The organism is Methylocaldum sp., from assembly GCF_039794385.1.
In the GTDB taxonomy this organism is placed as follows: domain Bacteria; phylum Pseudomonadota; class Gammaproteobacteria; order Methylococcales; family Methylococcaceae; genus Methylocaldum.
In genome coordinates this window covers 15,285-37,155 of record NZ_JBDIVO010000005.1, presented here as the reverse complement: position 1 = coordinate 37,155, position 21,871 = coordinate 15,285, and the positions used below count along the sequence as shown (strand labels likewise).

Annotated in this window: 13 protein-coding genes and 1 tRNA gene; 8 read left to right on the top strand and 6 right to left on the bottom strand. The window is 57.8% G+C overall.

Features of this window, described 5'->3' with window-relative positions; translation table 11 throughout:
• Window positions 1-738 carry a cell division protein ZipA C-terminal FtsZ-binding domain-containing protein gene (locus ABJK70_RS00795; RefSeq protein ID WP_077731457.1) on the bottom strand — a complete coding sequence of 246 codons (738 nt, stop codon included), beginning with the start codon at window positions 736-738 and terminating at the stop codon, window positions 1-3.
• Window positions 739-839: 101 nt separating this feature from the next.
• Window positions 840-4,346: a chromosome segregation protein SMC gene (smc, locus tag ABJK70_RS00790; protein ID WP_077731458.1), complete on the bottom strand. Its 3,507-nt coding sequence runs from the start codon at window positions 4,344-4,346 to the stop codon at window positions 840-842.
• Window positions 4,347-4,559: 213 nt separating this feature from the next.
• Here smc and queF point away from each other — a divergent pair, with 213 nt between their 5' ends.
• Window positions 4,560-4,949 carry a preQ(1) synthase gene (gene queF / locus ABJK70_RS00785; RefSeq protein ID WP_077731487.1) on the top strand — a complete coding sequence of 130 codons (390 nt, stop codon included), beginning with the start codon at window positions 4,560-4,562 and terminating at the stop codon, window positions 4,947-4,949.
• Here queF and ABJK70_RS00780 read toward each other — a convergent pair.
• From ABJK70_RS00780 to ABJK70_RS00770, 3 genes are all read right to left on the bottom strand, one after another.
• Window positions 4,936-5,640, bottom strand: coding sequence for a class I SAM-dependent methyltransferase (locus ABJK70_RS00780; protein ID WP_077731459.1), 705 nt, complete (start codon window positions 5,638-5,640; stop codon window positions 4,936-4,938). The two genes, queF and ABJK70_RS00780, sit on opposite strands and share 14 nt — an antisense overlap.
• A gap of 9 nt (window positions 5,641-5,649) precedes the next feature.
• On the bottom strand, window positions 5,650-6,045 hold the full coding sequence (locus tag ABJK70_RS00775) for a hypothetical protein (RefSeq protein WP_077731460.1): 396 nt from the start codon (window positions 6,043-6,045) through the stop codon (window positions 5,650-5,652).
• A gap of 193 nt (window positions 6,046-6,238) precedes the next feature.
• Complete coding sequence (locus ABJK70_RS00770) at window positions 6,239-7,030, bottom strand: polysaccharide deacetylase family protein (protein WP_086135094.1); 792 nt, start codon at window positions 7,028-7,030, stop codon at window positions 6,239-6,241.
• A gap of 203 nt (window positions 7,031-7,233) precedes the next feature.
• Between ABJK70_RS00770 and ABJK70_RS00765 the strand changes: the two genes are divergently transcribed.
• Entirely contained in the window at window positions 7,234-10,446 is a 3,213-nt protein-coding gene (locus ABJK70_RS00765) for a discoidin domain-containing protein (RefSeq protein WP_347257258.1), read from the top strand.
• 27 nt (window positions 10,447-10,473) lie between these two features.
• The gene (locus tag ABJK70_RS00760) at window positions 10,474-14,319 is read left to right on the top strand and encodes a hypothetical protein (protein ID WP_347257257.1); all 3,846 of its coding nucleotides are present in this window, start codon (window positions 10,474-10,476) and stop codon (window positions 14,317-14,319) included.
• Here the strand turns inward: ABJK70_RS00760 and ABJK70_RS00755 are convergent.
• The gene (locus ABJK70_RS00755; RefSeq protein WP_347257256.1) at window positions 14,311-14,931 is read right to left on the bottom strand and encodes a class II aldolase/adducin family protein; all 621 of its coding nucleotides are present in this window, start codon (window positions 14,929-14,931) and stop codon (window positions 14,311-14,313) included. The genes ABJK70_RS00760 and ABJK70_RS00755 overlap by 9 nt on opposite strands.
• Window positions 14,932-15,170: 239 nt before the next feature.
• Between ABJK70_RS00755 and ABJK70_RS00750 the strand changes: the two genes are divergently transcribed.
• The 5 genes from ABJK70_RS00750 (at window position 15,171) to lon (ending at window position 21,714) form a co-directional block, all read left to right on the top strand.
• Window positions 15,171-15,255, top strand: a tRNA-Leu gene (locus ABJK70_RS00750).
• Window positions 15,256-15,406: 151 nt separating this feature from the next.
• Window positions 15,407-16,729 carry a trigger factor gene (gene tig / locus ABJK70_RS00745; RefSeq protein WP_077731464.1) on the top strand — a complete coding sequence of 441 codons (1,323 nt, stop codon included), beginning with the start codon at window positions 15,407-15,409 and terminating at the stop codon, window positions 16,727-16,729.
• 19 nt (window positions 16,730-16,748) lie between these two features.
• Complete coding sequence (clpP, locus tag ABJK70_RS00740; protein ID WP_077731465.1) at window positions 16,749-17,393, top strand: ATP-dependent Clp endopeptidase proteolytic subunit ClpP; 645 nt, start codon at window positions 16,749-16,751, stop codon at window positions 17,391-17,393.
• Window positions 17,394-17,494: 101 nt separating this feature from the next.
• A complete protein-coding gene (clpX, locus tag ABJK70_RS00735) occupies window positions 17,495-18,775 on the top strand; it encodes an ATP-dependent Clp protease ATP-binding subunit ClpX (protein ID WP_077731466.1) in 1,281 nt (426 codons plus the stop codon).
• Window positions 18,776-19,329: 554 nt separating this feature from the next.
• Complete coding sequence (gene lon / locus ABJK70_RS00730) at window positions 19,330-21,714, top strand: endopeptidase La (RefSeq protein WP_347257262.1); 2,385 nt, start codon at window positions 19,330-19,332, stop codon at window positions 21,712-21,714.
• The last annotated feature ends 157 nt before the right edge of the window (window positions 21,715-21,871 follow it).

Below are 21,871 nucleotides of genomic sequence, written 5' to 3'. Positions count from 1 at the left end.
CTACTCGTAAGCTTCTTCCAGGCGGTTGCGCATCTGGGCGATTTTTTCCCCGGTCAGCGGACGGCGGGCGTCGTCCCACTCGATCCCGTCCAATCGAACGGCCAGCTCATGGCAAGTGTTGACCAAATCGTCGAACACGCCCAAGGGATCGTCGACCGTGGCGGGTTGAAAGAACAGGACCACGCCGGGGCACTCGAACGACGCCATGTCGTCGACGGGGAAGGTGCCGGGTTTCACGAGGCTGGCCACGCTGAACAGAGGTTTGCGGAATTCGCGGTCATAACGGTGAAAGATGCCCATCTCGCCATGGACCAGGTCGAGGTCCAACAGAGCATTCTTGAGTTCGTCACCCGCAAAAACGAACTCGTCTCCCGCCACCACGCTGAGTTGTATCAGAAACGGGGCGCCCAAAGCGGCGGTTCTGTCCGCTTCTCTCTGCGTTGTTCGCGGCGGTTCCTGCGGCGCCTCGATCACGTCTTCCGCCTCGTCTTCGAAATCGAATTCATTATCGGAAAAATGCCGCTCGTTTCGATTCAGGACGCGAACGCTTTCGAATTCTTCCTCATCGTAATCAGGCGACTCCTTATCGATCGAAGGGTCGAAATCCAGTTCGTCGAACTCGCCGCGCCGTTGTAGAAAATCCAGGACTTTTTGCTTGTGGCGTCCCCAGACATAGATGCCGGCGATGACGATGACGCCGATCACCAGCAGGACCAAACGTACGGTATCTCTATCCATCTCCTTTCCTCAAAGGCACTTGACAGCCTGCAAACAAGGAAGCCGCCAATGGCGGCCAAGTTATCTCGTGCGGAAAACCGGCCCGCACACGGCACAGGAACTCAAACCGCCGACATTTCCACCGCCGCGTCGATATCGACCGCGACGATGCGGGACACGCCGGGTTCTTTCATGGTAACGCCGGCCAGATGCTGGGCGATTTCCATCGTCACTTTGTTATGCGAAATAAACAGGAATTGTACCTTTTCGGACATTTCTTTGACCAACTGGCTGAAACGGCCGACGTTGGCGTCGTCCAGCGGAGCGTCCACTTCATCGAGCAGGCAGAAGGGCGCCGGGTTGAGCTCGAAGATGGCGAACACCAGCGCTACCGCCGTGAGCGCTTTTTCGCCGCCCGATAGCAGGTGGATCGAGCTGTTCCGCTTGCCGGGCGGCCGCGCCATGATGCTGACGCCGGATTCCAGCAAATCGCGTTCGGTGAGGTCCAGGGATGCCTGGCCTCCGCCGAACAGCTTGGGAAACATGCGTTGCAGGCCGGCATTCACCTTGTCGAAGGTCTCTTTGAAGCGGGCTCGGCATTCCCGATCGATTTTCTCGATGGCTTCTCTCAACGTGGTCAGCGATTCGATCAGATCCTGGTGCTGCTGATCGAGAAACTTCATGCGTTCTTCTTGCGCCAGGTATTCTTCCATCGCCGTCAGATTGACCGCGCCGAGCCTGATGATTTCTTCCCCCAGTTCGGCGACTCGCTTCTGCCAGATCTTTTCATCCGCGTCCTCGGGCAATTCGGCTAAAACCGCGTCCGGTTCCGCGCCCAGTTCATCGAATTGCTCCTGCACCGTCTGTCGGCGCACTTCGTTGGCCTGGAGTTCCAGCTTGGTCTGTTCGAGGCGCTGTTTGAGGCCGTCCAAGTCCCTCTGATTACGGACCCGAGCTTGGTCGACGCGGCGAATTTCGGCTTCCAGGTCGCCGACGCGCTTGCGTAAATCCGACAGTGTCCGCTCGACCTCGACGCGCTGCTCCAGCAGTTCTTCCAACCGGGCTTGTTCGTCCTCGACCGGTGTTTCTGCTTCGTTCATCTGTGCGCTGACGGTTTCCAGCCGTCCCAGGGACTGGTCGTACTGATTTTGGGCCCGCTCAAGGTGTTTTCGGGTTAAACCTTCAGCCGACTTCAGGGTTTCGAGACGGGTTTTGAGTTCGTGGACCCGGTCGCGCGCCGCTTTCAAGGACGCATCGGCGTTGCCGAGAACATTTTCCAGCGCCTCCCGCCGGGCGGCATGATCCGCGGTTTTCGGTTCCAGCTCGGCAAGCCGTTCTTCCGCCTCGAGCAAGGCAGTCTTGGCCTCGGCGGTTTCTTCGACGATTTGAGACTGGTGTTCTTCCAGATCGTCCAGCTCGTATTCGAGCTGCCGGAGACGCTTCGCAGCCTGCTCGCAGCGTGCCGTGGCGGCGCTCAACTCGGCCTTGAGACGGGTTTGATCGGCGCCCAAAGTACGCTCCTGAGACTGCAGGCGCTCGCGCTCGTGCTCCGCATCCTTCACTGCTTGATCGGCTTGCGCGAGATCGTGCTCCAGTATCCGGCTTCTTTCGAGCAGGCTGTCGCGCCGGGTCTTGAGTTCCCGCAGGTCGCGCTCCCGCTTGATCATGCCGGCCTTTCCGTCCTCCGGCTTGTGGACGGCCAGCCAGCCCCGGCCGAGGCGGATGCCGTCCGGAGTCACCACCGATTCGTGGTCCGCCAGCCGCTCGCTCAAGGTTTTCGCTGCCGCAAGATTTTCCGCGCAATATACGGCACCGAGCAGCGGACCGAGATCCCAGGGCGATTGCACTTGTCCGATGAGTTTTTCTGCGGCCGGCGTGGCAGCCCCATTCGGCGAGTGGGTTTCGAAGAAGCTCAGCGACTCGCCGGGAAGTTTGTCCAGATGCGGCCAATAGACGGCCGGTCCCTCGACGCACAGGGCTTCGAGATGGCTGCCGAGGACACTTTCGACCGCCGTCTCCCAGCCGGAACGCACGTCCAGGTGTTCGGCCAGGCGCCCGGCACGATCGAGATCGCGTTCGGCCAGCCATGTCCTGACTGCGGCGCGGTCCTTGCCCATGGCGTGCTGTTGCAGCGTTTCCAGCGAGCTGATCTGGCCCTGTATGGCATGCACTTCGGCACGGCCGGCGTTCAGTTCGTCCTGGCAGGCTTTGGCCCGCTGGCGTTCCTGCTGAATTCGTTCGACCAGGCTTTGCAGCTGCTCGTGCAGCGCCGCGCGTTCGGCTTCGAGTTCCGCCAGATCCTGTTGCAGCGCTTCCAGGCCCTCGGTTTGCAGCGTGTCTTCGAGCTCGTCGCGCTCGGTTTCCAGCCGCTCCCGCCGGGACTGGAATTGTCGCTCCTGTTGTTCCAGTTGCTTGAGCCGCGATTTCTGAAGCTCAGCCTGGCCTTTGCAACGGTTGATTTCGCCGCTCAGCGATTCGAAGGCCTGGCGCAGGTTTCTGAGCGCCCGGTCCGATTCGTCTCGGTGTTTGACCGCTTCGATTTCGGCGGCCAAACCCCGATCAAGGTCGGTCTCGACTGACGCGAGCTCTTCCCGCACGGCTTCGAGTTGGTGTCGATCGTTTTCCAGGTCGCGCAGCGCCTGTTCTTTTTCCCCTTGGAGCCGGGTTTGTTCCTGACGCAGGGTTTCGCGCGTCTTGTGCGCGTGCTTGATCGCCTGGTCGAGCCGGCTGACTTCGGAGCCCAGCTCGTAAAAGCGGCCTTGATGCTCGCCGAGTTGGTGTTGCAGCGCTTCGTGCTGGTCTCGATATTGCTCCAGCGTTTCGTTCAAGCCGTTGCCTTCGCTGACCAGTTGTCGGAACAGCTGTTCGGATGTTGCCAGGGACTTTTGATGATCGCGCAGGAGCTCGTCGTATTTGCGCCAGCGGATGGCGAGCAGTTGCTCTCTGTAGCGCCGCTCCTCCTGCTTGAGGCCCGTGTACTTTTCGGCCTTTCTCGCCTGCCGCCGGAGGTTGTCCAGTTGTTTCGCCACCTCGTCGCGCAGATCCTGCAGCCGGTCTAGGTTTTCCTGGGTGTGACCCATGCGGAGTTCGGTTTCGTGACGCCTTTCCTTGTACTTCGAAATGCCCGCCGCTTCCTCGATGATCTCCCGCAGTTCGTCGGGCTTGGCTTCGATCAGCCGGGAGATGGTGCCTTGCTCGATGATGGCGTAGCTGCGGGAGCCGAGCCCGGTGCCGAGGAACAGGTCGGTGATGTCCTTGCGGCGGCAGCGGGTGCCGTTCAAGAGGTAGGTCGATTGCCCGTCCCGCGTGACCTGGCGCTTGATGGAAATTTCCGGGTATCTGGCGAATTCGCCCGGCGCCTTGCCTTCGCTGTTGTCGAAGATCAGTTCCACCGAGGCCATGCCCACCGGCTTGCGGGTGCTGGACCCGTTGAAGATCACGTCGGCCATGGTGTCGCCGCGGAGATGCTTGGCCGAGCTCTCGCCCATCACCCAGCGCACCGCGTCGATGATGTTCGATTTGCCGCAGCCGTTCGGTCCGACGATGCCCACCAGATTGCCGGGAAGCGGAATCGGCGTGGGGTCGACGAAGGACTTGAAGCCCGCGAGTTTGATCTTGTCCAGCCGCATCAGAGGGTGTAAATGAGTTTTGCAGTACGAGACGACAGCAGGAAAATGATGGTGGGCGCGATGGCGGGCAAGTCCGTTAGTCTGGTTTGTAATGGAACCGGGCGCTATTATAGCGGACTAAGTCACGGCGTCATTCCGTACTTGTTTATGTCCTGTCTGTGTTCCGCCACTACTGCGCATCGCGCATTTCTGAAGATCCTTTACCGTTCTCCTATGCCATCAATACCTAGCAAAGACCTCGAAACCTTCGATAATCCGCAACCCGGCCGCAATTACACTATCCGCATCGAGATTCCGGAGTTTACCTGCTTGTGCCCCAAAACCGGCCAGCCGGACTTCGCCACCATTCTGATCGAGTACGTGCCGAACCGATCGTGCGTGGAGCTCAAATCGCTCAAGCTTTATATCTGGTCTTTCCGCGAGGAGGGCGCGTTCCACGAAGCGGTGACCAATCGAATTCTCGATGATCTCGTCAGTGCCTGCGCTCCGAACTTCATGCGCGTGACCGCCCGCTTCAATGTACGTGGAGGTATCTACACCACGGTTGTCGCCGAGCACCGCGATCCGGCGTGGGAGCCGCCGCGGCTGGTCAATCTGCCGTAAGCGACGGATTGCGGCGCCGGGCGATGAAAAGCACGTTGGCAAACGGCGTGCCTTCGCTCATCGGAACGGTCTCCACGAAAAATCCCAAGGCTTCGAGCAAGCCTTTCCATTCCGTCTCGCTGCGGTAATGATAGCGTTGCCGAACATGGCCCCGCGCCAGCGCGCACAGCCGCTCTGCGGTTCGGGTGGCTTGAAAACTTAGGCCTGAACCGGCATCCGCCTCCCGCATGACCAGCGCACCGCCATCGGGCAGTACGTCCGCTATTCGCTCGAGCAGCGCCTCCTGTTCGTCCGCCGCGAGATAAAGCAGAAGGTCCAGCAGGACAGCCGCTCGGCAGGCGGGCAAGGCTGCCGAGCGCACGTCGGCGACGGCGATTTCCGCCTCGTCGCCCAAGGCCAGCCTGGCGGCGGCTACGTCGTTCGGACGCAGATCGATGCCGAAAAATTGCGCGTTGCTCAGCGGAATCAGATCGAGTCTCCGAGCTTCCGACAATAGGCTCATGAGAATGCCTCTCCCGCAGCCGAGATCGAGAATCGCGCCGCTTCGGGGAAGCCAATCGGGATTGGAAAGGAGATAGGCGTACACGGGATCGTGCCGCAGCTTGCCGCGCACGAATCCTTCGGTGAAGCGGCCCGCCGCCCGATAGCGGCGGGCGGTTTGTTCGGCCAAATGGCCGAAATCGACGATCACTGCGCGTTTTTAAATGCTCAACAGCTCGCGCTTGATGGCATTATCGAAATTCTGAATCCAGCCGTTGTAATTGCTGTGAATCTTGGTGCCGTCGTAGTTCAGGTTGTTGCTGTTCTTGTAGCGGATATTGTATTTGTCCTTGCTGTAGGTGATGTCCACTTCCGCCATATGGGAGCGGATGAACAGCGTTCCGATGAGCTGTCCCGGCTTTACTTTTCTGACCTGCCAGCCGAGTCCGGCACCTGCCCGAATGATGGCTTTCTCGACGTCCTCGGCGGTATAAGGCTTGTTGCCCGTCACCATGACCGGCGCGTCGTAGACGTTGTATACCGGAGAAGTCCGGCAACCGGCCAGGAGAACGAAAGCGGCGACGAATAAAGCGACGAGTACGGGTTTGAGTCTCATTGTTTTTTCTCTTTTTGTTGGTTGACGGAAAATCCCAAGAGGACGCTAAGCACGAATCGCTGTTCCGACGATCCTTTATCCCCCCAGATCGATTGTGCAAAGGATCCGCGTTCAGGGCAACAATCGTTCACATTAAGTTAGCGTCGATCCCGAAACTTCTATGTGGGTAACAGCTTTTTAAAGCTTGGAGTCGTCATAGCGGAACGGGAATCAGGTTCAGCCGAGCGACTTCGTCCAGCAATCTCGGCAAGGCTTCCAGTACGACGGGGCGGCCGTTCCGGTCGCGGGCCGAAGAGCCATCGTGCAGCAGCAAAATATCTCCGCCGCGGAGGTTTTTGGACAAACGCCGCACGATCTTTTGAGGGTCGCCGAACACGGCATCGTAGCCACGGCGTGTCCATGAAACCAAGGTCAGATCCAAGCTGCTCAGCACGGGTTGCAGCCACGGGTTGCGCATGCCGACGGGGGCCCGGAAGTAGCGCGGTGAGGCGCCCGTGAGAGCTGTTAACGCCGCTTGCGCTCGCCCGATTTCCGCCTTGAAACCGCCGACGGCGCTCAAGGCGAAGGTATGCGCATGGCGGTATGTGTGATTTTCGATGCGATGGCCTCGCGATACGATGTCGCGAACCAGTTCCGGATACTTTTCGGCTCTGGCGGCGATGCAAAAAAAGCTGGCTTTGGCTTGGTAACGATCCAACAGATCGAGCACTTTCGGCGTGGTTTCGATGTCGGGTCCGTCGTCGAAGGTCAGTGCGATTTCCTTGCGTTCCGCTCGTTCGGCGGGGAGCCGGGTGAGGTTCGGGCCGAGCAGCGGGCTGGTAGGCCAAAAGCTCGCGCCGAATACGATCGCGTGATTGGCTGCGAGGGCCTCGACGAGCAGCGTCGATCCATCGGGCGCAAGAAGCGCGGCGGACCCGCCGATGACTTGAAAAGCCGCGGAATAGCGCAGAAAAGGCGAGGGAAGCCAGTGGCGGACGGAGTGCATCGGCGTTATGTGTATCGAGTCGGAGAGCAAAGCTTGAGGATTAAAACCGATTTTCTTATCCGTGGGGAGATGCCCGCCGCTTGATCAACGATATTCCGGGGACCTCCATGCTTGCCTGGCCGAGCGGATCAGGCTTACGCTCTCGTCAAGAAGGTCTCGAAGCTTGTCTATATAGAGAAGACCTGCTTTTCCGATTGATAGAAATGAATAGACGAAAACTGATCAAGCTCTTGTTGGGCTTGGCATGTCTGGTGGGGTTCGGTTTGGCGCGGGCGGCGAATTCCGCAGCAGTGATTCTGGACGATTTCGAAACGCTGAGCGGCTGGACCGCCGTGGCCGCGGAAGGCACTCATGTGGAATTGGCTCAGGATACCGGCCGGACCGGCATGGGTCTACGCCTCGATTTCGATTTCAGGGGCGGTACGGGCTTTGTTACCGTGCGCAAGAAGTTCTCCATCCCGCTGCCCGAAAATTACGCATTCACGTTTTATACGCGGGCGGAAGCGCCGGCCAACAATGTCGAGTTTAAGATCATCGACCCCTCCGGGGATAACGTCTGGTGGCGACGGCGCTTCGATTTCAAGTTGCCGGTGGACTGGCAACAGTACCGCGTGAAAAAACGCATGTTCGACTTCGCGTGGGGACCGTCCAATACGCCACTCAAGCAGGTTGGATTCGTCGAGTTCTCGATCACGTCGAGCACCGGCGGCAAGGGATCGATTTGGCTCGACGATTTCCGCTTCGAGAAGCGCGAGCCGATTACCGCCTACAATCTCACGCCCAAAGTCACGGCCTCGACCACCGCCAAGGATCACGACCCGGAGTCGGTGCTGGACGCGAAGCCCGAAACCTCATGGCAAAGCGGCGCGCTCGCGGAAAGCCAGTGGCTGCAGGTCGATTTTCTGAAGCGCCGCGAATATGGCGGCTTGATCATCGAGTGGGACCGCGACGATTACGCCACCGCTTATCAGGTTCGGATTTCCCAAGACGGCAAGCTATGGCAGCCGGTGTACACGGTCAGTCTGGGCAACGGGCGCCGCGATTACATTTATATGCCCGACGCCGAATCCCGCTATTTGCGGCTGGAGTTGCAGAAAAGCAGCCGCGGCCGGGGATACGGCATCAGCTCGCTGACCATAAAACCGTTCGACTTTTCCGCCTCGCCGAACGCATTTTTCGAAACCATTGCCCGTGAAGCGCCCCGCGGTATCTACCCGAAATATTTTTACGGCGAGCAAAGTTATTTCACCGTCATCGGCGCCAACGGCAGCGACAAGGAGGGTTTGCTGAACGAGGAAGGGGCGCTGGAAGTGGATAAGAACGCATTTTCCATCGAACCCTTCTTATACACCAAAGGCAAGCTCGTTACCTGGAACGACGTGTTTCCGGTACAGGAGCTCGAGCGCGGTTATTTGCCCGTGCCCTCGGTGACCTGGCGGTCCGATTCGGTCGAAATGAAGACGACGGCTTTCGCCGCCAGCAAGCCCGGGCAGGCGCTTTATGCGCGCTATCGGGTGGAGAACAACGGCAGCGAGCGTGAGCAGTTGAAGCTCTTGCTCGCGATCCGTCCGTTTCAAGTCAATCCGCCCTGGCAGGCCTTGAATATGGTGGGGGGCGTTGCGCAAATCCACGATATCGCGCTGGACGGGCGAATCATCCGGGTCGACGAGAATCGCTCGGTAATCCCCTTGACCCCGCCTCATCACTTTGGTGCGACGACCTTCGACCAAGGTTCGATTACCGATTTCTTGATGGAAGGCAAGGTGCCGCAGCAGACCGAAGCTCACGACCCCTTCGGCTATGCGTCCGCCGCCTTGGAATACGAGCTGGATTTGCCTCCCGGCGCGTCGCGGGAGATTTATCTGGCGATTCCGTATCAGAATCCGGAGGCCATTCTGGAGGCGGCGAATATAGTGGAGGGGAACGGCAGTGCCTTCGGTCGGGCCCGGTTTCGGGATGCCGTCAACTTCTGGGAGGCCAAGATCGTCCGCGCCGATCTGATCGTTCCGCCCGAGGCGCAAAAGCTTCGGGATACGGTGAGGAGCAATCTGGCCTATATCTTCATCAACCGGGACGGCGCCGCGCTTTATCCCGGTTCTCGCTCCTACGCCCGCTCCTGGATTCGCGACGCGGCCTTGATGTCCGCCGCCTTGCTCGGCATGGGGTATACCGAAGAAGTACGGCACTTCATCGAATGGTATGCCGGGTTCCAGTTTCCCAACGGGAAGATTCCCTGCTGCGTCGATCACAGGGGGCCCGATAGCGTCCCCGAGAACGACAGCCACGGCGAGTTCATTTACGTTGTCGCCGAATACTACCGTTACACGCGCGATATCGGTTTTGTATACGAGATGTGGCCGACGATCGTGAAATCGGTGCACTATATCGAGCAGTTGCGCAATCAACGGAAGAGCGAAGAGTACAAGTCCTCCGATAAATCGATGTTTTTCGGCATGATGCCCGAATCCATCAGTCACGAAGGTTACAGCGCCCATCCGGTACACTCCTACTGGGACGGCTTTTGGACCTTGCGCGGGCTCAAGGATGCCGCCGACTTGGCCGTGCTGGTCATGGACGAAAACAATGCCGCGCATTTTGACGCTTTGCGGGACGATTTTCGCAGCGACCTGTACCAATCCATCAAGCGCACCATGGCCAAGCACAAGATCGCCTTCATGCCGGGTTCGGCGGAGCTGGGCGATTTCGACGCCACCGCCACGGCCATGGCGGTCGCGGTCGGCGGCGAGCAGACCAATCTTCCGATAGAGGCGCTGAACAAGACCTTCGACAATTTCTACGACTATTTCAACAAGCGGCGCGACGACAAGCTGGAATGGATCGCTTACACGCCGTACGAAGTGCGTACCGTAGAAGCGCTGGTCCGTATGGGGCGGCGCGAGCAGGCGCTGGAGCTGTTGAATTTTCTGCTCAAGGATCAACGTCCCGCCGACTGGAATCACTGGGCGGAGGTCGTCTGGCGCGATCCCAAGCATCCCAAGTTCATAGGCGATATGCCCCATGCCTGGATCGGGGCGGAATTCGTGCGGGCGATGCGCGCTCTGTACGCGTATGAACGTGAAAGCGATCAAGCATTGGTTCTGGCGGCAGGAATTCCGAAAGCGTGGCTGGAGGGTGGCGGCGATGTGGGCGTGAAGCGTTTGCCCACGTGGTATGGAACCTTGAACTATACCTTGCGCCAGGAAGAACCCGATAAATTGCGGCTCGTGCTCTCCGGCGATCTCGCCCTGCCTCCAGGCAAGATCGTTCTCAAGGCACCCGCCGACCAGCCCATCCGGTCGCTTACCGTCAACGGAAAACCGGTCGATACGTTTACCGCCGATCAAGCGGTGATCGGCGAGTTTCCGGCGGAAGCGACGGTGAACTACGGGGCGGCAATTACGCAGCAAGCCAATTGATTTCGATTTTTGACCTAAGGAGTCCGCATGAGCTTCGATCCTAACCAGGCCGGTCTCGATCGACCGAACGATTCGGTCCCGGCGTCGCGCCTTCTGTCCAACGGACGCTACACGGTATTGCTGACATCGGCCGGCACCGGGTTTTCGATGCTTGGCGGCCACGCGCTGTCCCGCTGGAGCGGAGACCGCGTCGAAGACGGCGAGGGATGGTTCATTTACCTCCGGGATTTGGATAGCGAAGACTGGTGGTCGCTCGGTTTGCAGCCGACGGGGATGGAAGCCGATGCACGGACCGCTCGTTACGAGCCGGGCCGGTTTAGGCTTCAGTGCGAGAACAGCGGTATCGAGGCCGTTTTGGATGTGTGCGTCAGCCCGGACGACGATCTGGAGCTGCGCCGAGTCACGCTGCGAAATCGTTCGAATCGGCCCAGACGGATCGAAATCACGAGCTATCTCGAAGTGGTCCTGAATCATCCTGCGGCCGATGCGGCGCACCCGGCTTTCTCCAAGTTGTTCGTGCAAACCGAGTTCGTGGCGGAACGAGAAGCGCTGCTCGCTCGTCGCAGGCCGCGCAGCGCTCATGAGGTTTATCCGTGGTTGGTCGGCGCGGCGTTCGGGCCGGGTGAATTGGAGTACGAGACCGACCGGATGCGCTTCCTCGGCCGGAACCGGACGCCGGCGGAGCCGCAGGCGCTTCGTGAAACACAGCCGCTGTCCGGCGGGATCGGCAACGTGCTCGACCCGGTTTTCGCTCTGCGGCGCTGCTTGGAACTTGCTCCCAACACGCAGGGAGATGTGGTGTTTCTGTTCGGCGCGGCCGAAGACAGGACGCAGGCGCTGAAGCTCATCGAGCGTTGCTCGGCGGAAAAAGCGATAAATACTATCTACGCCCGCGCCGCCGAAGGCGAGCGGGAACTCGTCCGGCGGCTCGACATGACCGGAACGGAGGCGGAGTTTTTTCAATCCCTCGCCGGTGCGTTGCTTTACGGCGATCCGAAGCTTCGGGCTCCGGAGTCGGTGCTGCGGAGCGCCTGCGGTCCTCTTGTGCGGCTCGACCGCTACGGCTTGCCGTTCTACCGGCCGATCGTTCTGGTACGGGCCAGTGACAGTCGCGAGGATTCACGGGTTGCCGAACTCATCAAGGCGCAGCGCTATTGGCTGGCGAAAGGCTTACGTTTCGCGCTGATGATCTTGAGTCCGGACAAGGGGGCCGACTTCGGTGGGTTGGGCGGGCTTGATCAGGACATCTTTATTCGCGCGGAAAAAGACATTGCGCCGGCCGATCTCGATTTGCTGCTCGCCGTTGCGCGCCTGGTGGTCGATGAAAACGCACCGTCGCTTCGATCGGAGCTTCCGGTTCCAAGCGCGAGAGCGCGGCGCGCCCTTTTGCCGCCGGAGACGCCGAAACTCAAGGCCGGGCTCGAAGCGCTTCGATTTTTCAACGGATATGGCGGTTTTGCCGCGGACGGCACCGAGTACGTGGTTCGTTTGGATTTGACCGACGGCGAGTTGCAAGGGCCGCCTCTTCCATGGATCAACGTAGTCGCCAATGAACACTTCGGCTTTCTGGTCAGCGAGCGGGGAGCGGGTTATACCTGGCATCGGAACAGCCGCGAGCATCGGTTGACGCCTTGGTTCAACGATCCCGTCAGCGATTCGTTCGGCGAAGCGTTATATCTCCGGGACGAGGAAACCGGCGCGTTCTGGTCTCCCTTGCCGGGGCCTCGTTCGGCACCCGCCGCTTACGAGGCGCGCCACGGGTTCGGGTACAGCCGGTTTACCAGCACCTACGATGGTTTGGATCAGGACGTCGTACTGTTTGCGGCCCGCCACGATCCGGTCAAAATTTTCCGATGGCGTCTGACGAATGGGGGCGCTAGCCGCCGCCGCTTGTCGCTGTTTTCATACCAGCGCTTAATTCTGGGCGGAACGCCGTCCGACAGCAGCCGGTTCGTGATCACCCGCCATGATCCGGAGACGTCGACGCTGTTCGCTATCAATCGCCAAGCCGGAGAGTTTTCCGACGGCGTCGCCTTCGCGGCGGCGGTAGGGCAGCCGGGTGCCATGTATTTCACCGCCGATCGGGAGAGCTTCATCGGGCGGAACGGCAGCCCGGAAGCCCCCGCGGCTTTGCTCGCACGCGCATCGCTCGATGGACGGAATGGCGCTAATCTCGATCCGTGCGCGGCGCTTCAGCTTCAAATCGACTTGGAACCGGGGCAAACCTTCGAATGTGCGTTCCTGCTGGGCGAAACCCTCTCCGAGGACGAATCCCGTTCGATCATCGAGCGATACCGGCAAGGAGGCGCCATCGAGAACGCCTTGGCCGAAGCCCAAGGTTTTTGGCGCGATTTTGTCTCCGGAATCCAAATCGAGACGCCGTCTCCCGAGATCGATCTGATGGTCAACGGCTGGCTGGCATATCAGAACCTGAGCTGCCGGGTCTGGGGGCGCTCCGCGTTTTATCAGTCCGGAGGCGCCTTCGGTTACCGCGATCAGCTTCAGGACGCCTCGGCGCTGATCTATCTGCGCCCCGAGCTCACTCGAGCCCAGATTCTGCTTCACGCCGCGCATCAGTTTGTCGAGGGAGACGTGCTTCACTGGTGGCATCCCGAACCCCTGGAGCGGGGATTGCGCACCCGATTTTCCGATGATCTGGTCTGGCTGCCATATGTCACGGCGTTTTATATCCGTCACACCGGCGATTGGAGCGTACTGGACGAATCCGCGCCGTTTGTGACTGCCCGTTTACTGGCGGAGGGGGAGGACGAGGCTTATCTGAAACCCGACGATGCCGGTCAGGTTGCGGACATCTACGAACATTGCTGTCGAGTGCTGGACCGCTCCCTGACCCGGGGCGCGCACGGTTTGCCCTTGATGGGCACGGGCGACTGGAACGACGGCATGAACCGGGTGGGCCGCGAAGGACGCGGCGAGAGCGTGTGGATGGGATTCTTTCTTTACCACGTTCTCGAAGAATTCCTGCCAATCTGCGAGAAGCGCGGCGACCAGGCGCGGATCGAAGCTTACCGGGCTTATCGAGAGCATCTTTACCAGGCGCTCAATGACGCGGGATGGGACGGCGACTGGTATCGACGCGCCTATTATGACGACGGTACCCCTTTAGGCACCAAACACGGCGATGAGTGTCGAATCGACGCCTTGGCCCAGGCGTGGGCGGTGATTTCAGGCGCGGCGCCGGCGGAGCGGGCGAATCGAGCTTTGGATGCGGTCGAGGAGCACCTGATCTCCGATCATAATGGTCTCATTCGTTTATTGACGCCGCCCTTCGTCAACACACCGCATGACCCGGGCTACATCAAGGGCTATGTGGCCGGCGTGCGCGAAAACGGCGGGCAATACACCCATGCCGCGTGCTGGGTGGTGCGCGCCGTGGCAGAACTCGGCCGGAACGACCGGGCCGCGCGGCTATTGGAAATGCTCAGCCCGGTGAGCCACGCGCGGACGCAGGAACAAACCGATGTTTACCGGGTCGAGCCCTACGTAGTCGCCGCCGACGTTTACGGCGAACCGCCGCATGTGGGCCGCGGCGGTTGGACGTGGTACACGGGGTCCGCGGGCTGGATGTACCGTGTCGCCTTGGAATCGATTTTGGGATTTCGGGTGAAGGAGGGCGCTTTCATCGAGCTCAAACCCTGTATACCGGCCGAGTGGCCGGAGTTTGTGATCCGCTATCGGCATCCGGGCAATCCGACGCGCTATACGATCAGGGTAACGAATCCGAATAAAACGCCTCGGCGTGTTCTCAGTGCGGATCTGGACGGACGGCCGGTGCCGGTCGAACGGGAAACGGCACGAATTCCTTTGCTATCGGACGGGCGGTCTCACGACGTTGTCGTGATCTTAGGCTAATGCCTGCGCCAGGCTGCGAATCAGGCATATGGCGGTTTCCTCGACGGTGCGGCCGAACGCGATGACGCCGTCTTCATGGCCACCCATGGCGATGACCGGGCTTTTCGAAGTTCGAACCAGAAACCCGACCTCATGGGCCATCTCCGGCGTGCCGTAACCGACTTGCCGGTCAGTCACGGGAATGGCCAAGGCTTCGGCCTTTTCCCATAATTCGGGCGAGTGGACATGCAGTACGCAATCGATCCCGCTTCCGCTTTGGTAAACCGCAGCATGGGTCAGGGCTTCGGAAGAGGGCGCTATCGGTCCTTCGGCGATGATGAGGTTTTGTTCCAGATCGAATCCGGTGACGAGACAGTAATGTTCGCTAGTGAGCTTGGGCTTGCCGCCGGTCTGCGTTCCGCTGATAAGGAAGGCGGTTTCACCGCGGCGAAGGCTGACGTTGCCGTAGGCCAGGCCGTCATACCGACGAGAGTCCTGCCCGGTGAGTCCGAGACGATAGAGGATGGTCCGCCAGGCATTCAGTTCGGCGACGATTTCCGAATCTACCGGCGGAGCCGTCGTGTAATCGAGGCGATACTTGACGACGCCTTCTCTGTCCTGTTTCTGATCCATCTTTAAATCCATAGCCTTGGCCGAACATATTTATTACTACAGGCCGGACGAAAAAGCGAAAAACGGCAAAATCCGCTATGCGTCCAAAGAACGAACAGATGAAAAAATATTCGCGCGTTTTATAATAGAAAGCTTGCATCCGATCGGCGGGGCGAGTTTTTGGATCGAATCTTGAAGGGAAGCGGGACCGAGCCGGAAATTCCTCGGCAAACGGAGTATAATCCGGGCAGATTTTATGTGCGAATGTGGCGAAATTGGTAGACGCGCTGGATTTAGGTTCCAGTGGGGCAACCCTTGAGAGTTCGAGTCTCTCCATTCGCACCAAATGTTCAGTAAGCACCAAGAAGCCAAGCTTCCTAGCATAAATATCCGATTACGGATATCAGAGTTCGGCGCATCAGCCAGCAATTTAGGCGATTGTGCTTTTCGAGCCAGTCCCTCCGATACTTTTTTCCATTCTTGAGGTAACAGCGACATGCAAGTTTCTGTCGAAACGACATCTGAATTGAGCCGGAAAATGACCGTACAGGTGCCGGAAGAAGAGATCCAGGAAAAAATAGCCTCACGCCTCAAAACTTTGGCGAACAAGGTCAAGATCGACGGTTTCCGTCCCGGCAAAGTGCCTCAAAGTCTGGTAAAAAAGCGCTATGGACAGCAGGTCCGGGAGGAGGTCCTTTCGGATCTGATCCAATCGAGCTTTTATGAAGCCGTCCGGGAGGAGAGGCTCAAACCAGCGGGAGTGCCGCAGATCACCGCTCGCCGAGTCGACGAGGGCAGTGGGCTGGAATATGAAGCGAGCTTCGAAGTGATGCCGGAGTTCGTGCTGATGCCGTTGGAGACATTGGAGGTCAAGCGGTTCGTTTCGGAAGTGACCGAGCCGGATATCGATGCCATGATCGAACGTCTCAGAGAGCAGCGGAAGAGCTGGCAAGAGGTCGAGCGCGCGGCGGCAACGGGGGATCGTGTTACGATCGCCTTTGAAGGCAAGATCGGCGATGAGTCGTTTACCGACGGAAAAGTTGAGAATCTGCCCGTTGTCCTGGGCACGAACCAAATGATTCCAGGATTCGAAGATAAGTTGGTCGGCGCAGTGGCCGGGTCGACGCTCGAATTCGAATTGCCGTTTCCGGCCGACTACCCCAACCAAAAGCTGGCCGGCAACACGGCGCAATTTGCCATCGAGCCGCTGAAAGTCGAAGAAAGCTTATTGCCCGAGGTGGACGCGGAATTCGCAAAATCCTACGGCATCGAGGAAGGTGGCGTGGAAGCTTTCCGCAGCGATATCCGCGCTAACATGGAGCGCGAGATGAAGCGGGCGCTGCAGACGAGAACGAAATCCTCGGTGATGGATGCTCTGTTCGCCAAGAATGCGATTGCTCTGCCCAACGCCTTAATCCAAGATGAGCTTGAGCATTTGTTGGCGCCCTACCGGCAAGCGGCCCAGAAAAGGCGGCAGGATCTCGATGAAGCCAAGCTGAAGGAGCAGCTAGAGCCAGTGGCGAGACGAAGAGTCGCCTTGGCGCTGATCCTCGGGAAGATCATTGAAACTAATAATCTTGTCGTGGATCAAAAGCGGGTGCGTTCGACCGTCGACGAATTGGCCGCGAGTTATGAGAGCCCGGAAGACGTGGTGCGCTGGTACTACGCCGAGCCGGAGCGGCTTCGCGAAGTGGAAAACGTGGTCATGGAGGATCAGGTGGTGGATTTGGTATTGGACAAGGCAAAGGTGACCGAGGAAAAGATCGCGTTTCAAGAGTTGATGCAGCAGGTTACCGGCAGTTCCTCACAAGCGGCGTAACTTTAACCCGAGAGATCTCATGATGTTTACCGGCGATTTTGATAAAACCGTCAATACTCGGGCGACGGGGTTGGTGCCCGTCGTAATCGAGCAGTCGGCGCGTGGCGAACGGGCGTTCGATATCTATTCTCGCTTGCTCAAGGAGCGGGTGGTTTTTCTGGTTGGGCAGGTCGAAGACTACATGGCCAACCTGATCATCGCTCAACTGCTCTTTCTGGAATCGGAAAATCCGGACAAGGACATCCATCTTTATATCAATTCTCCCGGCGGCATAGTCACCTCGGGACTGGCGATTTACGATACCATGCAGTTCATCAAACCCGACGTCAGCACCCTGTGCATCGGTCAGGCGGCTAGCATGGGAGCGTTGCTTCTGGCGGGCGGCGCGCCCGGCAAGAGATATTGTCTGCCCCATTCGCGAGTCATGATCCATCAGCCTTTGGGCGGCTTCCAGGGACAGGCCAGCGACATTGACATTCATGCCCGCGAAATTCTCGCGACCCGCGACAGACTGAATCGAATATTGGCGAAACATACAGGTCAGCCGTTGGAACGAATTCAAGTCGATACCGATCGTGATAATTTCATGAGTGGAGAAGACGCAGCGCAATATGGTCTAATCGACAAGGTGCTCGCTAGCCGAGAACCGGGTTCTAGCGGTTAAACGCATTGGAATTCGAGTTCCAAGGACTAGTGGACGTATGCCGGTAGCGGTTGGTTCGCGTAGGTTGCTACAACAGTCATCTGACGAATAAGAGGTTTGCGATGAGTGATGATAAGCACGGCAAAGACGGGGGCGGGAAACTTCTTTACTGCTCGTTTTGCGGAAAAAGCCAGCATGAGGTCAGAAAGCTCATTGCCGGTCCGGCTGTGTTCGTCTGTGACGAATGTGTCGAGTTGTGCAACGATATTATTCGCGAGGAGCTTCAGGAAAATGTTGCCGCTAGCGTAGATAAGTTGCCCAAACCGAAAGAGATCAAGGCCGTACTCGACGAGTATGTCATTGGCCAGGAGAAAGCCAAGAGGATCTTGTCGGTTGCGGTCTACAACCACTATAAGCGGCTCCGGGTGCATAACCACCTGAAGAAGAACGATGTCGAACTGGCCAAGAGCAATATCCTCTTGATCGGCCCAACCGGATCGGGAAAGACCTTGCTTGCCGAGACGCTCGCCCGGCTGTTGGACGTGCCGTTCACGATCGCCGACGCGACGACGCTGACCGAGGCGGGTTACGTCGGGGAAGATGTCGAAAACATCATCCAAAAGATCTTGCAGAAATGCGATTACGACGTGGAGAAGGCAGAGTCCGGTATCGTCTATATCGACGAGATCGATAAGATTTCCCGTAAGTCGGATAATCCCTCGATCACCCGCGACGTGTCCGGTGAAGGTGTGCAGCAGGCTCTGCTGAAGTTGATCGAGGGCACTGTGGCCTCGGTACCGCCACAAGGCGGACGCAAACACCCTCAGCAAGAATTTTTGCAGGTCAATACGGCGAATATCCTCTTCATCTGCGGCGGAGCGTTCGCCGGACTGGAAAAAATCATTCGTTCACGCTCCGAAAAGGGCGGCATCGGTTTTTCCGCGGAGGTCAAGACCAAGGACGAACGCCGCAATGTCGGCGAAGTTTTGGCGGACGTGGAGGCGGAGGACCTGATCAAATACGGCCTGATTCCGGAGTTTGTCGGTCGTTTGCCGGTGGTGGCGACTCTGGAAGAATTGGATGAGCAGGCATTGGTTCAAATTCTGACCGAACCGAAAAATGCTCTGGTCAAACAATACAAGAAGTTGTTCGAGATGGAGGGTTGCGATCTGGAGATTCGCGAGGACGCCTTGCGGGTGATCGCGCGAAGGGCAATGGAACGGAAAACCGGCGCACGCGGTCTGCGAACGATTCTCGAACACGTGTTGCTGGATACGATGTACGAATTGCCTTCCGCCGAACATGTTTCCAAAGTTGTGATCGATGAAAAGGTTATTCGCGGCGAATCGGACCCGTATCTGATTTATCAAACCGAAGAAAAGCACTGCGCTTCGGTAGAGTGAAATATCTTTCGAGTGCTATCGATGCCTTGCGGCGAGCGGGCGTCGGTAGCCGATTCAGGGTTTTGTTATGCGGCCAATTTTCAGATCTTGATCGATGGCCGAACTTCACTGTCTGACTAATGGCTGATAGCTTCTCAGTCTTAAAGCTCGTTAGGGCAGCCTTCAAGTTGAATTTGCGTTCTTGCTCGCCTGTCGGCACAAACACCTGTTTGCATTCACTGATCCTAATGGTAGCGGTCGCTTATTTCAGCGCGTAAGCGTCACCGCGCATTGATCTACGCATTTTGTATAGAAAATCGTTCGGATTCGGGAATCTCGACGATACATTCGCATCTAAGTAGTTTTTCGTACTTACCCGGACGGGATCGCAGAATTTTTGCTGATCTCTTCATCTGAAGTTTTTGGCCAAATCAAATAGTCCCCGATTTTATCGGGCTTAGTCTTGTTTTTTGCCCGAAGCTTACCTATATACTCAGTAACAACGCGTACTCACTAATATCCATGGGTGGCTAATGGAAAATACCTCGCTTGAAAATCGTGCAAAGCCGGAAAAGATGGTACCGGTGCTTCCCTTACGGGACGTCGTAGTCTATCCCCACATGGTCATACCGCTCTTCGTCGGCAGAGAGAAGTCGATTCTGGCCCTAGACTCTGCCATGCGGGACAACAAACAAATCTTGCTCGTAGCGCAGAAAGAAGCCGAACTGGATGATCCCAGCTTCGATGACCTGTACCAGATCGGCACTTTATCTAACATCCTGCAATTGCTGAAGCTTCCGGACGGCACTGTGAAAGTGCTCGTCGAGGGTAGCGAGCGCTGCAACGTCGATAAGTACCGTGTCGCCGACAAGCACTACGTAGCCGTAGTTTCGCCGCAGCTGGACGAGATCAACATCACCGATCAAGAAATCGATGTGTTGATGCGCACCGCCATCAACACCTTCGATCATTACGTCAAGCTCAATAAGCGGATACCGCCCGAAGTGTTGAATTCGCTTGCCGGCATCGACGACCCGAGCCGGTTGGCGGATACCATCGCCGCACATATGACCATCAAAATCGAAGACAAGCAGTCGATTCTGGAGATGAGCGATGTGACGGCCAGGTTGGAGCGTTTGATGACGCTCATGGAAGGCGAGGTGGATATGCTGGAGATGGAGAAGCGTATCCGCGGGCGGGTCAAGCAGCAGATGGAAAAAAATCAGCGCGAGTATTACTTGAACGAGCAAATGAAGGCCATCCAGAAGGAGTTGGGGGAAATGGACGATGTGCCGAACGAATTCGAGGAGCTATCGCGCAAAATCGAAAAGGCCGGCATGCCTGAGGCGGCTCGTACCAAAGCCGAGACGGAGTTGAACAAGCTCAAGTTGATGTCGCCGATGTCTGCCGAGGCTACGGTAGTCAGGAATTACGTCGACTGGATGGTCAACATGCCGTGGAAGAAGCGCACCAAGATCAGTCACGACTTGCAGCGTGCCGAAGAAATTTTAGAAACCGAGCACTACGGTTTGGAGAAAGTCAAAGAGCGTATCCTCGAGTATCTGGCCGTTCAGCAGCGCGTCAAGAAACTAAAAGGCCCAATATTGTGCTTGGTTGGACCGCCCGGTGTGGGCAAGACTTCGCTCGGTCAGTCGATTGCTCGAGCGACCAACCGGAAGTACGTTCGCATGGCCTTGGGCGGGGTTCGTGACGAGGCCGAAATTCGCGGCCATCGCAGAACTTACATTGGCTCGATGCCGGGTAAAATCCTGCAGAACCTTTCCAAGGTAAAGACCCGCAATCCGATGTTCATGCTCGACGAGATCGACAAGATGGCGATGGATTTCCGCGGTGATCCTGCTGCCGCATTGTTGGAAGTTTTGGACCCGGAGCAGAACCATACTTTCAACGATCATTACTTGGAGGTCGATTTCGATTTGTCCGAAGTAATGTTCATTGCAACGGCGAACACTTTGAATATCCCGGCGCCGCTTCTGGACCGCATGGAAGTGATCCGCATCGCTGGCTACACCGAGGATGAGAAAGTCAATATCGCCATGCGCTATCTGATTCCAAAGCAGGTCAAGAACAACGGGCTTAAGGACAGCGAAATTCATATCACCGAATCGGCGGTTCGAGATATTATCCGCTTCTATACTCGAGAAGCCGGTGTTCGTAGCCTTGAGCGCGAAATAGCCAAGATTTGCCGCAAGGTCGTCAAGAGCTTGGTCCTCAAACCGAGCACCAAGAAACTGAACGTGACTCATCGTAACGTGGATGACTTTTTGGGCGTCAGGCGTTATCGCTACGGACGAGCCGAGGAGAAGGACCAGGTCGGGCAGGTTACCGGCCTGGCCTGGACCGAGGTGGGAGGCGAGCTTCTTACCATCGAATCGGTCGTTATGCCCGGAACCGGCAAGCAAACCTATACCGGAAAACTCGGCGAGGTCATGCAGGAGTCGATACAAACCGCTGTCACGGTAGCCCGGAGCCGAGCAGAAACGCTGGGTATCGATCCGGCGTTTTATCAGAAGCACGATGTGCATATACACGTGCCGGAAGGGGCCACGCCCAAAGACGGTCCCAGCGCCGGTATCGGTATGTGCACGGCTTTGGTTTCCGCATTGACTCAAATCCCTGTGAGATCGGACGTTGCCATGACGGGCGAGATCACGCTTCGCGGGGAGGTTTTGCCCATCGGAGGGCTAAAGGAGAAACTGTTGGCGGCGCATCGGGGCGGTATTTCGACCGTCTTGATTCCGCAGGAAAACGAGAAGGACTTGGCTGAGATTCCAAAGAACATTAAGCAGGATCTCAAAATCGTCGCGGTTCGCTCTATCGATCAAGTCCTCGAGACCGCACTAAAACACATGCCGGAACCGTTGAAACCGCCGGTTACTCCCGAATCCGAGGGTGTGACTAAATCGACGGGTACGGCAGGCATGATCGTTGCTCATTAGTCCTAATTGGAGGGAGTTGCTTTTTGCGTGTTCAGAGAAATGCGACGGATCGCTAAAATTCGCTGAATCCCAGACGCTATGCGGCTTGACAGTGCTTTTTGTCTACTGCTACATTTCGGCCGGCGAGTTCACGCGTAGCCAACAGCATATAGGAATG

Bases quoted from the DNA above. Each gene is read 5' to 3' on its own strand.
- ABJK70_RS00765 (WP_347257258.1), top strand. From the start codon at position 7,234: ATGAATAGACGAAAACTGATCAAGCTCTTGTTGGGCTTGGCATGTCTG.
- clpX (WP_077731466.1), top strand. From the start codon at position 17,495: ATGAGTGATGATAAGCACGGCAAAGACGGGGGCGGGAAACTTCTTTAC.
- ABJK70_RS00775 (WP_077731460.1), bottom strand. From the start codon at position 6,045: ATGAGACTCAAACCCGTACTCGTCGCTTTATTCGTCGCCGCTTTCGTT.
- ABJK70_RS00795 (WP_077731457.1), bottom strand. From the start codon at position 738: ATGGATAGAGATACCGTACGTTTGGTCCTGCTGGTGATCGGCGTCATC.
- lon (WP_347257262.1), top strand. From the start codon at position 19,330: ATGGTACCGGTGCTTCCCTTACGGGACGTCGTAGTCTATCCCCACATG.
- ABJK70_RS00760 (WP_347257257.1), top strand. From the start codon at position 10,474: ATGAGCTTCGATCCTAACCAGGCCGGTCTCGATCGACCGAACGATTCG.
- tig (WP_077731464.1), top strand. From the start codon at position 15,407: ATGCAAGTTTCTGTCGAAACGACATCTGAATTGAGCCGGAAAATGACC.
- ABJK70_RS00755 (WP_347257256.1), bottom strand. From the start codon at position 14,931: ATGGATCAGAAACAGGACAGAGAAGGCGTCGTCAAGTATCGCCTCGAT.
- ABJK70_RS00770 (WP_086135094.1), bottom strand. From the start codon at position 7,030: ATGCACTCCGTCCGCCACTGGCTTCCCTCGCCTTTTCTGCGCTATTCC.
- clpP (WP_077731465.1), top strand. From the start codon at position 16,749: ATGATGTTTACCGGCGATTTTGATAAAACCGTCAATACTCGGGCGACG.
- queF (WP_077731487.1), top strand. From the start codon at position 4,560: ATGCCATCAATACCTAGCAAAGACCTCGAAACCTTCGATAATCCGCAA.
- smc (WP_077731458.1), bottom strand. From the start codon at position 4,346: ATGCGGCTGGACAAGATCAAACTCGCGGGCTTCAAGTCCTTCGTCGAC.